The following is a 15,554-nucleotide window of genomic DNA, read 5'->3' as shown; positions in this document are numbered from 1 at the left end:
TTCACCTTGATTGTTGGTGTTTCAAAAAAATGAATCCTACGTCAGCCTCTTTTGCTTCTCTTTTATATGCTACTTGAGTCACTCCGCAACCCCCGACTCGATTTTTGGGGGAATCTCCAAGATTGGCAAGTCCCCTAAGCGGGCAGCAGACGCATTGATGTCTTCCACTATGAATGCAATTTGTGTGATAGTCCGTGAGCCAAACAGTAGCTCGGCAATATCATCCCCACTTTTTTAGGCTGGGGCGTTTCTCTTTCAAGCAATTCGAATACAGTTTACAACGAAGCTTCTGTATCTAAATAGGCATAACGCCCTTTGTTTACAGATGTGAATTTACCTGAATGTAGCAACGGATAAACTCTTGTAGCAAAAGTTTCGAGACAAGGAGCAATTTTGTCTACAACTAAAGCAAGGTGATGAATCCCTTCTCCGTATCCCACCAAATAATCTTTCATCGTGTTTGGTTCATCATTCACTTCCATCAGTTCGATTTGGATTTACAGTGTGTCAATGAGTACAAACTTACTCTGCGTATCTGAGGTGACTCCTTTATGAAACACTTGCGATTGGTCATGGGCACCTGCCAAAAAATATTCCGGTTCCATAAAGCCAAGCAACTTGCTGAATGATGATATGGCTTGATCTATATCCTTTACGATGAAATCGATTTGTTCTATTGAATTGTTCCGAGCATTCATTTATCAAGACTGCACCATATCTCAGTAATCAATTTCGCCTTAGAACGACCTATTATCAGAAAGTCGTACCAGGCATCCCTCTCACACCAAGCCCTCCGTCACTCTCTATGATGGTTCCTGTTATCGCCTTAGCGTTATCAGATGCCAATAGGACATAGGCGCCGTTGTGATCACTTGCTTCCTGAGCAATTTGCAGTGGATTTCTACTTGCAATATTTTTCTTTCTCGTTTCCTTATCTATCTGTTTTACGCTATCTTGCAGGCATGGGATCGCAGTGATTTCCGTGACCGTTCCACCAGGTGACACGCCATTTACTCTAATCTCAGGAGCCAACTCATAAGCCAACTCTCGGATAAGCCCTACAATCGCATGCTTACTTGCCGTGTAAATAGGGCCTCCGCCATTCGGATAAAACCCGGAATTGGAAACAGTGAAGATGATATTCCCTTTCGTTTTCTTCAGCTCTTCAGCAGCAGCTTTTGCCGCCAATAAGCCCCCTTTTACATTTATATCGAAAATAGTTGAAAACGCTTCGTCCAGATGCTCTTCTGGCAGTCGCTCCAATGTGACAAAGCCATCGAATACGCCTGCATTGGAAACTAATATATCCAGTTTTCCAAACTTCTCCACCGTTTTTCGGACAACTTCTTGATGGCTTGAATATTTTGTTACGTCGCCTTTCACTGTTAAAATATTGTCTTTAAATTCTTCTTGTAACGCATTCAGCTTCTCTTCTGACCTTCCCAAAATACAAACTTTAGCACCTTGATGTATATACTCTCTTGCGACTGCTTCCCCAATGCCGTTCGTTCCACCTGTCACAATTGCAACTTTTCCATCCAATGATTCCATCACTTTTACACTTCCCCACTATAAAGTTAATCCTTTTTATAACAACTGTAGCTACCCTAATTTTAACGGGTAGCTACATATTGAATGACTATTAAACAAAAATCGCCAAGTTTCTTGTTCCTAAAGACGTCTGATCTGCTAAGAACCAGCGTGATACTAACTTCCAATCACCATTTTCTTTGCGGAGTACGTCTTTACGCTCTCCCGAGATTAAGTCAGCAGTCGTATCTGTACTTCTACTTCTATACAACAGCAAATTACTATGGACAGCCACTTCATTTTCCGACACTTCTTTGATCTTCACATTCGAAACATTCCTTCTTGTACGTGATGGTGGCAATTCAGCCCACGCCATATCTGTTTTCATACGATCGATTCGAAGTTTCAAAGTTGTCGAATCATCGTCGAATAGTAAGGTAGCTTCTGAGTAATCAGGTTTTGACTTTTCCATTTGATTGATTCTTAAAGGCATTGTATAACTGATTTCCTCAGACAACAGTTCATACCAACCATCAAAATTCAATTGATCCAAAAGCTCTGATTCTTTATAAAGCCATTGCTCAATTTCATGTTGCAATATAATATCCTCATGCATCCCATTCACCTCTTATTCAGCCGTTATTTGATCAAGCCAGTTTCTGAAAAATGCTCTGGAGTTCGCTTCATTAAATTTATCTTTATAAACAATACCAGGTCCAACGAAGTCTTCTACTGGCTCTTGATGCATACCCATCGTGTAGTTAAAGACAATGTTCTCATGTAAATGATATGGACTTTTACTGTTTTGTGTGATATCTGTAAAATTTTCTGTATCGTCTTGTTCGAAAATTCCAGAAGCTCCGAACGTTAGTGTAAAAGCTTGTTCTGATAATCTCTTCCATTCTTCTGTTGCATTTTTTTCAACAAGCATCCATGATGATATCTCCATGGAGTCTGGTCCCGTCGGCTTCCAGATACGAAGGGATGTATGAGAGATTTTCTGGCCTTTTAAATCCATCGAAGAAATGAGAATCATAATATTCGGAGAGACACAAACAATCATATTCTTCATCTGCTTCAAAATATCGTATTGATCTTCATTGAGTCGTTCTTTATATTCATCAATTAAGCTTTCAGGAAAGGCAAAACCGTCAGGGTTCGGCATGCCTAAATTCAATCCATGCCCGTTCCCCGTATAAATCTGGTAACCATATTTTGAATAGTCCCCTGTCGGAACAAGGCCTAATTTTGCAATCGATCCGTGAGAAACCAATGTATGGTAAGAGTCAGAAATTGTATTGTCTGATCCCAGTTTCCAAGTTCCATCTACATTCCATTTTTGTGGAAGACCTACAACCTCCATTTCTGCTCGGTTAAATGCCAGGTCGAGATACCATTTAATATCTCCTAAAAATTCTTCGAGGGAAACAGCTTCAGAATTAAGCGTTGCAAAAATCAAGTCTGCATAGACATCATGACGAATTTCCTTCAAGCCCATTTTACTTTTATCCATCGTTTCACCGTAAACGACTTTCTGGAACGGAATCCCGATCAAGTCACCAGTGTTTTTAAAGTTGAACCCATGGTAAGGACACGTAAAGTTTTTTTGATTTCCGTTATCCATCCGGCAAAGTTTCATACCGCGATGTGTACAAACATTTAGCAACACATGAATTTCACCATCTGCACCATGTGTGACGATGACGCTCTGTCCGCCCATTTCCCGTGTCACAAAATCTCCTATGTTCGGTATTTCCGACTTATGGGCGACAAATAGCCAGTCCTTTAAGAAAATTTTCTCCATCTCAAGCTCATAAACTTTTGGATGTGAGAAAATATAAGATGGAATCAAGCCTTCTTCTGGCTTAACTGTATCTTTTAAGTATTGAATCAATTCACTTCTTGTCATTTCGTCTAGCCGCGGAACTTGTTTAGTACTCGTAGTAGTCATACAAACGACCTCCTTATTTTTATAAGCCGATCTTTATAGTAGATTGCAACTTTTTCAATGTACCTAGCACACTTAAAGCGGCTAACATACTCGTGTTAGGGTTCGTACGCATCGGCTCGTTTTCAATTTGAAACGTCATAGACCCAAAAGTACCTTCCGCTTGAATTTGATGATGATTTTTCGTCACTGTCGAATCGGCAATAATTTCAACTTTCGTATTTTCCACTCCGATCCCAGCGAGTGATAATACAATCGAAACATTGATATTTTTAGGGAATTTTTCAATCGCTTCTGCAGCTGATCCTTGGAAAATCACTTTTTCCCCTACGATGTCCTCTCCAAATGAATGCGCCGGTTTCCTCGTTGTTAATGAAACCCTTTTCAATTCTCCTAATCCATTTGCATTTTGGATTGCGTCTATTCCTCCTATTGCACCGGATGGTAAATAAATTGAATGTTTGTGTTTTTTTCCCAAAAATTTAACTTCTTCTAAAAATGCCTCATCAGCTAGTGCTCCGATACTAATGATGATCACTTCTTTTTTCTCGAGCACCTTTGGAACGTGCTGATGAGCCGTTGCTACGTTGGCTGCTTCCACTACGATGTCTATATCGGATTCGAGGAATTGATCGATATCATTGAACAACTGGACTCCATAATCAGCAGCTAGCTGTTCATATTTTTTTAAGTTGCGGACAAATAAGCTCTTCACTTTCAATCCGTCCAACTGCATTTGCTGTATTTCTTTTATGATGAATGTCGCAATGGAACCGGCTCCGATAATACCTATGTTCATTCAGACAACTCCTTATTCGGCAAATCCATATGAATCAGTGAAATGTTCAAAGCCGCCAAATTCTGTCACGCTCGATAGACCACTTTCTTTGATTCCTGGAAAATCGAGGCGTAAATCTTTGAAAATCGTATGATTGTTAAAGAATATGGCGCCAGCTTCGATACGATCAGCCAACCGTTTTGCTGCTTCGATGTCAGTTGTCCAAATGGATGCCCTTAATCCATATTCCGAATCATTCGCATATTTGATTACTTGCTCGGTATCATTGAACGACATCACCGGAATGACAGGACCAAATTGCTCCGCTCTCATGATCTCACTCTCCTGATGCACATTTGTAACGATGGCCGGAAGCATGAAATATCCGTCTTCCCATGTATCCTCGTTTAGTTTTCTACCAAAATAATGCACTTTGGCACCTTCTTTTTCTGCATGGTCAATCAAATCTTTCACGAAACGAAATTGTGATTCATTATTCAATGGGCCCATTTTGACATCCGGTTGGATCCCGTTTCCGACAATTGTTTTGTTAAATTCTTCGCTTAGTTTATCCAACAACTCTTCGTATCGAGTTTCGTGGACATAAATGCGCTTAATGGCAGAACATACTTGCCCAGCACCTTTCAAAACTCCATTTCTTAACTTTAGGATTGTTTCCGTGTTCAAATCGGCATCGGCCAATATAATGGCAGGGTCATTACCGCCCAGTTCCATATTCAATTTCTTCAAAGTAGACGAAGACTTTTCCATCAATACTTTTCCTGTATTTGTGCCACCTACAAACGCAATTGTCCGGACCCGTTCGTCCTTCGCGATTCGATCTCCAATAAGACCACCCGAACCTGTCACAACGTTCAATACCCCTGGCGGTAGACAGTCAGCAAGCTCTTTCATGAAGACCATAATTGTCAATGGACAATCTGTCGCAGGTTTGAAAACGACTGTGTTTCCTGTCAAAATAGCCGGTATGACCCGCTTGAACGTTAAGATCATCGGGGAATTCCATGGGGTGATGATTGCCGTCACACCTCTTGGACGTCTCCGAATTTCGACCTGTTGGGCCTGTCCGGACAAATCTCTTGGCTCATACCAGTTTTTCAGGTTTTCCGGCAACTCATTTAAAATCTGTACACATCTTTGAATATCTAACTTGCCTTCTTGCAGAGTTTTACCATTTTCTCTGACAAATAAAGTCGTATATTCATCGACACGGTCTTTCACACGCTCCCATACTTGGTGAACACGCTCAATTCGTTCATCCAATGATGTTTGCGACCATGTTGGATACGCATCTGCCGCTGCCGTAATCGCCCGGTCTACATCTTCTTCGGATGCCAGCCCGATAAAACCGACGACTTCACTTGTGACGGCAGGATTGATGACGTCTTTGTGCCTATTTAACGTTTTCCATTCACCGTTCACTAATATCTTTCCTGAAATTTGCAAAGTTGCTTCCGTTTTATAGACCAATTTGTCTCCCTCATTTCCATTTAACGATCTTATTTTATTCTTTTCGGTTGAAATGACGAAGCGACACCCGGGGGCCCCCCGAATGGTTTAGCCATCGGTCCTACTGCTTCCATATCGACGACAATCAAAGTCATCTTATCTGACCCTGTAGCATTCTCCAATGCTTGGTCAAATGCATCGGCAGAACCTACTCTCGTTGACCCTATCCCCATCGAATGTGCCAGCTGTACAAAATCCGGACTGACCAAATCGACACCGACTTGTCGGCCATATGCTGCGTCTTGAATATTTCGAAGTACACCGTAACCGCTATCGTCAAACACAAGTATGATCATCGAAAGGTTCTCTTGGACTGCTGTTGCAAGTTCACCAATATTGACCATGAAGCCGCCATCCCCTGCTAATACGACAACCCGTTTATCAGGGTTTGCTTTTTGTGCGCCGATTCCTGTCGGTAAGGCTTGGCCAATTCCGCCTCCCGAGGCATGAATCGAATGGCGTGGTTTATAAATCTCGAACAGTCGGCTTCCCCAAACATTCGCTGGAACGGTAACGTCCCTTACAAAAATTGTTTCTTCGTCCAGTCTGTTTCTCATACTGTCCAAAATGTTTTCATAAGGTCCTAATGTTTTGCGTAACTTGGCTCTGAGCGTTTCACGCAATTCTTGCACATTTTCACTATATTCACCGCTCGGCATTGTGTAACCGCTTTCTTCTAGTTGAGTGACAAGACTCTCTACGACCGTTTTAATATCTCCGACTAACCCATACTTCGCTTCATAATTTCGGCTGACCGCCAAATAATCGGCATCAATTGTAATATGGTTTTCCGGTACTTCAACTGACCAGCCGGCAGTTTCATTACTCCGGAAACGTACACCAATACTAATGAGTACATCAGCATTCGCCAAAAATTGCTTTGTTTCTGGAGAAGCCCCAAAATGTCCAATACATTGCGGATGATCCTCCGGAATGATTCCTTTAGCTGATTGGCTCGTAATGACAGGCGCGCCCGTCATTTCCGCCAACTGTCTGATTTGTTCGGAAGCACCTGACAAAATCGCTCCGTTTCCGACCCATAATACTGGTCGCTTCGCTTCTTTCATCGCCTGCACAACCGCTTCAGGTACAATGAATTTTTCTTGTATTGAAGAACTATTTGCCAATTCATCGTAAATCGGAGTATCTGGAATAATGGCTGATTGATAATCAATTGGTATTTCAACACTTATTGGACCTGATGGTACTTGAAATGCTTCCTTGATCGCTTTTCGGATAAACCCAGTTGCCTGCTCCGGAACCTTTAGTTGGTAAGCTTTTTTACAAGCTCCCTCCATCATTTGAAGCTGATTTTTACATTCGTGGATATAACCTCTACCTGTCCCAATCTGTTCAGAAGAAACTTCACCGGTTATATGTAATAGGGGGACACCGGCACTCCAGGCTTCCACCAAAGCACCTGCTGCATTTCCTGCGCCTGTGCCTGTACTTGTAATTGCCACGCCTAGCTTGCCAGTCGATCTTGCATGTCCGTCAGCCATATTCACTGCGCCACTCTCTCCACGTGCACAAACTAATTCAATACTTCCTTCACGTAAAATCGCGTCGTAAATCGGCATATTATGAATACTCACAATCCCGTAAGCGGTTTCAACACCCGCATTGACTAATTCCTTTACTATTGCATCTGCTACCGTAAACTGCAATTGTGTACTTTCCACTCCAAGTCCCCCTTGTCCTATAAAACTTTACTTAACCCACCCGATACTTCTATATTTGCACCTGTGACATAGCTGGCACGTTCCGACGCTAAAAATAAAATGACATTTCCGACTTCTTCAGGTAAACCGACCCGAGCCAGTGGGATTTTTCTATTTTCCGCCAACTCTTTATAATACACTTCCGGATCCACATCTGGTGCACGTTCCAATCTTCGGCGTTCCCATTGGTCCGTTTTGATCAACCCAAGGCTAATTGTATTGATGAGTATATTATCTCTCGCCAACTCATGCGACAAACTTTTCGTCATATTCAACAATCCCGCTCTCGTTGCGGCAGTTGCAACCATGTGTGGTTCCGGCTCTTTGGAAAGTGTCGCATTCATATTGATAATTCGACCTTCCCCTTGTGCTTTCATGAATGGAACAACTGCTTGGACCGCGTAAATGACTGCAAAATATTTCAGATTGATTTGTTCTTGCCATTGCTCATCCGTAATGTCGAAGAAGTGTGACATAATACTCCGCCCTGCATTATTGACAAGTACGTCAATTCGTTTGAAATGTTTGCCCGTCGCATTAATGAATGCTTCTACGTCTTCACGCTTGGAAACATCACATGTTAGGCCGAATAGATTTTCCCGATTTGAATCGTTTGTCAACTTTTCGACTGCTTGGTTTAAGCGATCTTGGCTCCGTCCGCAAATAGCGACTTTCGCCCCCTCTTCCAGTAGCATCTTTGTTGTTTCAAAACCGATACCCGCCGTGCCGCCCATGACGACAACAACTTTGTCTTTTAAATTTAAATCCATACTACTCAGCCACCCCTTTTTTCCATCACTTCGTATTTACTAAAGCCCAACCGGGATCCGGCTCTCCCGCCATCTTCACTCTAGTTTCTGGCGAAGGCGGTCCTGCAATTCCCCATCTATCCGATAAATGCGGTACTCGCTTCCAAACTTGCGCGCGCCATGTTTTTTTATCTTCAATCACATCTACATAGCATGTGTACTCCATGACAAACCCGCCTGGATCTTGGAAATAACAGAAGATGTTATTGCCTGGTCCGTGTCTTCCCGGTCCCCAAATCTCTTTGTATCCTTTCTTCCGGACATTGCCGATTCCACGCATCACTTCATCCACACCTTCCACTTCATAGGCGATATGGTTGAGCGATGCATGTTCAGCCCGGTTAAACGAAATTTCATGGTGATTTTTATCGCACCGCAGGAACACCATCTGATCCTCACTCCAATCTGAAACCATAAAGCCGAGCACTTCAGTGAAGAAATCCGTTGACCGTTGGATATCAGTTGTGTTTAAGACGATATGGTTCAAGTAAAGCGGGTTCGAATCGACTTTTCTTTGCCATGGTTCTGTATGGATGTCTACCCATGTTGAAAGTTCATAGCAACGGTTTTCATAGTCTACGAAACGAAGGCCATAACCGCCCCCCACTTCATCTAGATAGCCCGGCTGTTGGATGATCTCCACGCCTTTCTCTTTCAGAAAGACCGCCGCTTTGTCTACTGCTATTTTGTCCACCATTCCAAATGCAATGTGATGGAGACCTCTTCTTTCTCCTCGTTGCAGATGAAGGATATGATGTTCAGGACTTGAACCGCGGAAATAGACATGATTGTCATCTTGTGAGACAACATCCAATCCCCATACATCCCTATAAAATTCGATTTGTTCTTCCAGGTTAGGTGTTATTAAACTTATGTGGCGTAAATGTGTTATTTCAAGCATTGAGTTTCCCACCTCTCCAATCTTTCTTTACTAAATGACATAGAATAGTAATTTTTTTACTCAAGCGGTTTTTTTACAATATCCTTCGTTTTGCATAGGAAACATTGTTTCTAATACTAATAATCACATTATCTTACTTGTGCATTTTTGTCAATACAGTTTTCAGACTTATCAAAAATTAACTTAAAATCAGTAACTAGGCACAGCTACAATTTGCTGAAAGACGCAAATGATGTATATGCCTAGTAGAGTGCGACTTCTTTTGTAATACAGATTAGATAGTCAGAACCATAAATGAGGATATTTCTCTAGCTACTTGACAAACTGCCGGGATAATCTTTTCTTCCATCAGCTCTTCGTCGGCCGCATGTTGTGTAATCGCTATGTTTATGGCAGCAATCACTTTATTGTCTTTCCCAAAGATCGGGCAAGCGACAGACCAAACTCCTGTTTCAAACTCCCCTTTATGGAAGACGTAGCCTTTTTCTTTAATGGATTGTAATTCATCACGCAATTTTTTGACTTCCACTATCGGTGCATCGGGTATCTGCAATACTTGCAGCTTTGACAACAACTCTTCTTTATTTTCTTCGGGTAAATGTGCCAATAGACATTTCCCCATCGCTGTAGCATGGACAGGCAGATGTGATCCGACGTTAATTGTAATCGTAGCGACACTTCTAGCCGGATACCTGGCGATATACACTATGTCATTCCCGTCCAATATCCCCATATGTGAAGACATGCCCGTTTCATCTCTTAACTTCTCCAAATAAGGCGCCGCTAGTTCTGGTAGTTCGAGACTGTTCAAATAAGTGTAGCCTAGTTCAAGTACTTTCGGTCTAAGTCCATAGCGCTTCGTATGACTATCTTGATAAATGTAACCACACTCTTCCAATGTATACAAGATGCGATAAGGCGTTGTTCGGCTGACACCTAAATTACTTGCAATTTCTGCCAAGGACAAAGTCTGATTTTCTACACTGAACATCTTTAAAACTTCCAATCCACGTAAAATGGAATTTGAAAGATATTTTTCATTATCACTTTTTTGCTTTTCCAATTTCTTTTTTGTGATCTCCACTATCTATTCCTCTTCTCTTAAAAAATCTAATACATATTTATTGAATACTTCCGGTTTTTCCAAGTAACTGAGATGGCCCGCATCCGCTATTGTCTTCAAACGTCCGTCTTTCAGCCTTTCGACAATAATTTCCGACTCGCTGACAGGCGTCACCTGGTCCTCTTCTCCACAAATGACAAGTGTCGGAACCATAACCTTTGAATACTCATCCATTTGATTCAAGTGGTATAAACTGTTGGCAACTGATTTATAACCTGCCAGTCGGACTTCAGCCATAATGTTTTGCGCATATTCCAAAATTGAAGAATCTACATTTGCAGCGAGCAGTGCAGACGTTCTTTGTCTTGCTAATTCTTCTGGTGGAGTATTTTCTACGAGATCATGCCGAGCTTTTCTTTTCTTTATATTTTCTTCTTCATTGAGCCCAGCCGCTCCCCGGGTCGGTGCAGCAATCATCAATTTGGTAACCATTTCAGGAAATCTTATCGCAAAATCGATCGCAATTGCCGCCCCCATCGAATGCCCTAACAAATAAACTTCCTCTAATAGAAGATCATCAAGAAACTTCTTTAAATGATCCGCAAACTGGGAAAAATGTTGTAATTCTGGAACAGGGTCCGCACTTTGACCGTAACCGGGAGCATCCCAAGCAATTACCGTATAATCTTTCTTCAGCCCTTCCAATTGATGGATCCATGACTTCGAGTTATTTCCTAAGCCATGCAATAAGACAAGCGGTGGTCCACTTCCTTTACTGAGATAATGAATAGGCAGATCCACCAACTCCACTTTCGACATAAAACCCCTCCTCAAGCATTTTTATCGTTTTTTCTATGTTTTATCAATAAAACAAAGTTCCCGATATTAATATTAATTGTACGTACTTTTTCTTCGTAAAGTCAAGCGACTCCTAAGTTCCAAACTGACTATTACCAAAATACACTATATTCAAATAATGTCTTAAAACAATCAAAAAAGGAAATAAGAAGCGACCTCTTATTTCCCCCATCTATAATTGAAATAGTGAATCTACATCGTCATTACACTATAAGAAGGGAGACTTCTATCTTGAGATATTATTTTTCTACTACAAGTAGAAACGGTTCGTCTGCTACTTGTATCGAGTCTGTTGGACATCCCTCACAAGCATCTATAAGATCATCTACTAAATCTTCTCCTATTGGCGTAACACCTGTATTATCGTCGAGAATACTATAAGATAGCCCATCATCATCATAATCAAATATATCGGGGGCAGTAGCTCCACACGCACTGCAAGCGATACAAGTCTCTTGTTCTACTAATGTATACTTCTTCATATCGTGATTCCCCTTTCATCTTCTATTGTCAATTGCGCCTCCGCACAATTAGATTTATTTATGTCTTTCAATCTTGTGTAAAAAAATTAGATGAACTCGTTTACAAGTTCCCTAAAAAGTTCAGGTTGTAAATCGAGGTTCATATGGGCCAAGGGTTGCTCTGCATACCCTTTTACTAACTCTTGATAAGAAGGCTTCTCTTCTTGATAAACAATTCCAGTTATCAGGCTATTATGTTTCATTAAAGTGTTCATGGCCATTTCACGGTTGGAAGAATCATATCCTTCTAGATCACTCAATTTGGTCAAATTCTCTTTGAACCAATCATACGTATTCACTTTATTGTATGTGACACATGGACTATAGACATTAATAATTGAAAAACCTTTATGTTGTATTCCTGCTTCCACTGTCGCAGTCAATTCCTTAATATCCGCTGAGAAACATTGTGCCACAAAGCTAGCTCCACTAGTTATCGCCATCTCCATTGGAGATATTGCTTTTTCAATTGATCCTTCCGGTGTCGATGATGTAATAAACCCATCCTCTGAACGCGGTGATGTCTGACCTTTTGTTAATCCGTAAATTTGATTATCCATTACGATATAAGTAATATCCATATTACGCCGCATCGCATGAATCGTATGTCCAATCCCAATTGCAAAACCATCACCATCTCCTCCAGCCGCAACGACAGTAAGATCACGATTCCCCATCTTTACTCCTTGAGCAATCGGAAGCGCCCTTCCGTGGATTCCATGTAGACCGTATGATCTAATATAGCCTGAAATACGACCGGAACAGCCAATTCCAGAGATAACCGCCAGATCTTCTGGAGAAAGATTTAGATTAGCTGCAGCACGCTGGATCGCTGCTTGTACAGAGAAATCTCCACAACCTGGACACCAATTTGGCTTCAAACCATTTCTAAAATCTTTAATTGTTGATGTAGACATGTTCTAACAACTCCTTGCTCGCATCGTAAATATGGTGTGGTTGGAATGGATCACCATCATATTTCAACATGCTTTTAATTTTATCGACATGACCAACATTCATTTTTATAATATTGGCAAGTTGCCCCGTCGCATTGCTTTCTACAACAAGTACATGATCTGCCCCGTCTATATAAGGCTTGATAGCTGCTGTCGGGAATGGGTGAATGAGTCGAATTTGCAAGTGATTTACGTTCAATCCTTCTTCTCTCAGACGGTGGACAGCTTCTTCAATAGCACCACGCGTTGCATTAAATCCTATTAGTAAAAGATCTGTTTCTGTTGTTGGAACATTCACTGTGATTGGATTTGGGAATCGTTCTGTCAAGTCGGATAATTTACGCATTCTTTTATCCATTTGTTGTTTACGATTACTTGCAGTTTCATTTGGTCTACCTGTTTCGTCATGCTCGACACCAGTTACATGATGAATGCCACCTTTCACCCCTGGAATCACACGTGCAGAGACACCATCTTCTGTTACTTCATAGCGTTTAAAATAGTCCTTTTCTTCCGTTTGTTCAATATCTATTGTAATTAACTTCCCCCGTCGAATGTGTACTTTATCAAAATCAAAAGGTTCTACGGTTTGTTTCGCTAACGAAAGCTGTAAATCGGACAATAAAATAACAGGGCACTGGTACTCATCTGCAATATTAAATGCTTCTATCGTATCGTAAAAAGCCTCTTCAGCTGTACTTGGAGCAATGACAACCTTTGGAATTTCTCCATGATTCCCATAGATCATCGCCATTAAATCAGACTGTTCTTGCTTTGTCGGTAATCCAGTAGATGGTCCACCACGCTGTGTATCAACAACAACAAGAGGTGTTTCGGTCATGCCGGAAAGACCAATCGCTTCCATCATTAATGATAATCCAGGTCCAGATGAAGCAGTGAAAGAACGAGCACCCGCATAATTAGAACCGATTGCCATTGTCACAGCGGCAATTTCATCTTCTGTTTGAATGACTGTCCCACCGACTCTTGGAAGCTTTTTAATTAAATACTCCATAATATCAGAGGCTGGTGTGATTGGATAAGCGGGCATAAAGCGAACCCCTGCTGTCAAAGCCCCTAGCCCAATCGCATCATTACCAATCATAAACATACGTTTATGAGTACCTTCAGCCTTTGCAAGAAATAAAATTGAGGCTTTTTCTCCAAGGCTATTTTGCATATAGATATACCCTTCTTGAATAGCCTCCATATTTTTCTGAACCATATCTCCGCCTTTTCTATTAAATATCTCTTCGATAACAACAGAGAAATCCTCAACCTCCAAATTCATAACGGCACAAGTAGCACCGATCGCTACCATATTTTTCATCAAAGAAGTGCCGAGGTCGGAAGCGATATCAGTAAATGGAACAGGATATAGTTCAGCCTTCGAGTCTTCCGGCTTCACTGGTTTAAATTTCGTATCAGCAATGATAACACCTTTTTCATGTAATTCATGATAGTTTAGATCAATCGTTTCTTGATCGAATGCAAGAAGTATGTCTAAATTATCGGCAACTGCCTGGACTTTTTCAGTACTAACGCGAATTTTATTGTTCGTATGACCACCTTTAATTCTAGATGAAAAGTGGCGATATCCATATAAATAAAAACCGAGCCGGTTCAGAGTTTTGGAGAAAATCTCACCCGTACTTTCAATTCCTTCCCCTTGCTGTCCTCCCACTTTCCACGAAAGATCTGTTTTCATGAAATCTGCCCCTTTTAGCACGGTTACTGTTAAAATCATATAAGTTAACATTCAACCGCTGATTTTTGTCGATAAAATTACGATAGATAGCAATTCGGACAGTAAGCCGATAGTTATAGCCAAAATAACTTCAACATATATATTATCGTAAAACTTTATGCAAAGATTGCCGTACTATGTTTCGGTTGTAAACGTACATTCGGGTCAATGTACTGCTTTGCATTACTAACTGCGACCGGTGCCTCACCGAATCCGGTGGCAATCAGTTTTACTTTCCCTTCATACGTTGCAATGTCACCCACAGCATAAATGCCAGGAATGTTCGTTTCCATTTTATTGTTAACGATTATGCAGTTTTTCTCAATCTCCAATCCCCAATCTTTAATTGGACCGAGTGCGGAAACGAATCCATAGTTGACGATAAAGTCATCGACATCAATCACTTCACAGTTTTCAGTTTTAGGCTCTTCGATGACGATTTGTTTAATACCACCTTCATCTCCGATCAGTTCAGACGGAACATAAGGGGTTTTGATTTCCACACTGGATTTTTTCAAATTTTCCACGCTATGTTCGTGAGCGCGGAATTTATCGCGTCGATGGATGATGGTAACTTTTTTCGCAATCGGTTCGAGCATCAATGCCCAGTCGACCGCCGAGTCTCCCCCGCCACATACTGCCACTTCTTTATCCGTAAACCTATTTAAGTTGTCAATGAAATAATGAAGGTTTTTCCCTTCGAATTGCTCCGCGCCTTCAATCCCTAAGCGACGAGCTGCAAATGCTCCGTTCCCTGCCGTAATAATGATCGTCTTTGAAAAATGAATTTCTTGATTCGTTTGGAGTTTAAAAATCCCGTCTTCTTGACTTTCCACCGTTTGTACAGCTTGCTCCAAGCAGATTGTCGTTGGGAACATATTCACTTGTTCCTTTAAATTATCGATCAATTCTTGGGCACGGACTTTCGGCAATCCAGCAATATCGTAAATATACTTTTCCGGATAGAGTACTGACAACTGGCCACCTAACTGAGGTAAACTTTCTATAATCTTCACACTAGCTTCCCGCATTCCTCCATAGAATGCAGTAAACAACCCAGCAGGGCCACCTCCAATTATTGTGATGTCGTATACTTTCTCATCGATTTTCATTTTAAATTCCTCACTTTCCTTCGATTGATGTCGATGCACCTCTACCGTTAAGTAAAATATGAAACTATGTAATCAATTAC

General features: G+C 41.3%; 16 protein-coding genes. All 16 read right to left on the bottom strand.

Going from position 1 to position 15,554, the window contains the following annotated elements:
- Positions 1-275 precede the first annotated feature (275 nt).
- A complete protein-coding gene (locus CSV75_RS16090; RefSeq protein WP_233191577.1) occupies positions 276-455 on the bottom strand; it encodes a VOC family protein in 180 nt (59 codons plus the stop codon).
- A gap of 42 nt (positions 456-497) precedes the next feature.
- Positions 498-698, bottom strand: coding sequence for a VOC family protein (locus CSV75_RS03115; RefSeq protein WP_099674701.1), 201 nt, complete (start codon positions 696-698; stop codon positions 498-500).
- Positions 699-753: 55 nt separating this feature from the next.
- Entirely contained in the window at positions 754-1,551 is a 798-nt protein-coding gene (gene hcaB / locus CSV75_RS03110) for a 3-(cis-5,6-dihydroxycyclohexa-1,3-dien-1-yl)propanoate dehydrogenase (RefSeq protein ID WP_085130859.1), read from the bottom strand.
- Positions 1,552-1,642: 91 nt separating this feature from the next.
- Positions 1,643-2,146: an aromatic-ring-hydroxylating dioxygenase subunit beta gene (locus tag CSV75_RS03105; protein WP_085130860.1), complete on the bottom strand. Its 504-nt coding sequence runs from the start codon at positions 2,144-2,146 to the stop codon at positions 1,643-1,645.
- Positions 2,147-2,158: 12 nt separating this feature from the next.
- Positions 2,159-3,481, bottom strand: a complete 1,323-nt coding sequence (locus tag CSV75_RS03100; RefSeq protein WP_099628001.1) for an aromatic ring-hydroxylating oxygenase subunit alpha — start codon at positions 3,479-3,481, stop codon at positions 2,159-2,161.
- A 19-nt stretch (positions 3,482-3,500) separates the two neighbouring features.
- A complete protein-coding gene (gene nadX, locus CSV75_RS03095; protein ID WP_099636370.1) occupies positions 3,501-4,277 on the bottom strand; it encodes an aspartate dehydrogenase in 777 nt (258 codons plus the stop codon).
- A 12-nt stretch (positions 4,278-4,289) separates the two neighbouring features.
- Positions 4,290-5,747 (bottom strand): aldehyde dehydrogenase family protein, encoded by a 1,458-nt coding sequence (locus tag CSV75_RS03090; RefSeq protein ID WP_233191576.1) that lies wholly within the window; start codon positions 5,745-5,747, stop codon positions 4,290-4,292.
- A gap of 29 nt (positions 5,748-5,776) precedes the next feature.
- Entirely contained in the window at positions 5,777-7,468 is a 1,692-nt protein-coding gene (locus CSV75_RS03085; RefSeq protein ID WP_233191575.1) for a thiamine pyrophosphate-binding protein, read from the bottom strand.
- A gap of 17 nt (positions 7,469-7,485) precedes the next feature.
- Positions 7,486-8,277, bottom strand: a complete 792-nt coding sequence (locus CSV75_RS03080; protein WP_099674699.1) for an SDR family oxidoreductase — start codon at positions 8,275-8,277, stop codon at positions 7,486-7,488.
- A 25-nt stretch (positions 8,278-8,302) separates the two neighbouring features.
- Entirely contained in the window at positions 8,303-9,217 is a 915-nt protein-coding gene (locus CSV75_RS03075) for a VOC family protein (RefSeq protein WP_085130865.1), read from the bottom strand.
- Positions 9,218-9,491: 274 nt separating this feature from the next.
- Positions 9,492-10,301, bottom strand: coding sequence for an IclR family transcriptional regulator (locus CSV75_RS03070; protein WP_232319183.1), 810 nt, complete (start codon positions 10,299-10,301; stop codon positions 9,492-9,494).
- 3 nt (positions 10,302-10,304) lie between these two features.
- Positions 10,305-11,099: an alpha/beta fold hydrolase gene (locus CSV75_RS03065; RefSeq protein WP_085130866.1), complete on the bottom strand. Its 795-nt coding sequence runs from the start codon at positions 11,097-11,099 to the stop codon at positions 10,305-10,307.
- 278 nt (positions 11,100-11,377) lie between these two features.
- Complete coding sequence (locus CSV75_RS03060) at positions 11,378-11,620, bottom strand: ferredoxin (protein WP_085130867.1); 243 nt, start codon at positions 11,618-11,620, stop codon at positions 11,378-11,380.
- 86 nt (positions 11,621-11,706) lie between these two features.
- Complete coding sequence (locus CSV75_RS03055) at positions 11,707-12,576, bottom strand: 2-oxoacid:ferredoxin oxidoreductase subunit beta (protein WP_099674698.1); 870 nt, start codon at positions 12,574-12,576, stop codon at positions 11,707-11,709.
- Positions 12,557-14,323 (bottom strand): 2-oxoacid:acceptor oxidoreductase subunit alpha, encoded by a 1,767-nt coding sequence (locus tag CSV75_RS03050; protein WP_099674697.1) that lies wholly within the window; start codon positions 14,321-14,323, stop codon positions 12,557-12,559. The genes CSV75_RS03055 and CSV75_RS03050 overlap by 20 nt, the downstream gene beginning before the upstream one ends.
- Before the next feature lie 155 nt (positions 14,324-14,478).
- Positions 14,479-15,474: an NAD(P)/FAD-dependent oxidoreductase gene (locus CSV75_RS03045; protein ID WP_099636377.1), complete on the bottom strand. Its 996-nt coding sequence runs from the start codon at positions 15,472-15,474 to the stop codon at positions 14,479-14,481.
- Between the last annotated feature and the right edge of the window lie 80 nt (positions 15,475-15,554).

It is taken from the genome of Sporosarcina sp. P18a, assembly GCF_002743135.1.
Classification (GTDB): domain Bacteria; phylum Bacillota; class Bacilli; order Bacillales_A; family Planococcaceae; genus Sporosarcina.
This window is presented reverse-complemented; position numbering and strand designations above follow the sequence as displayed.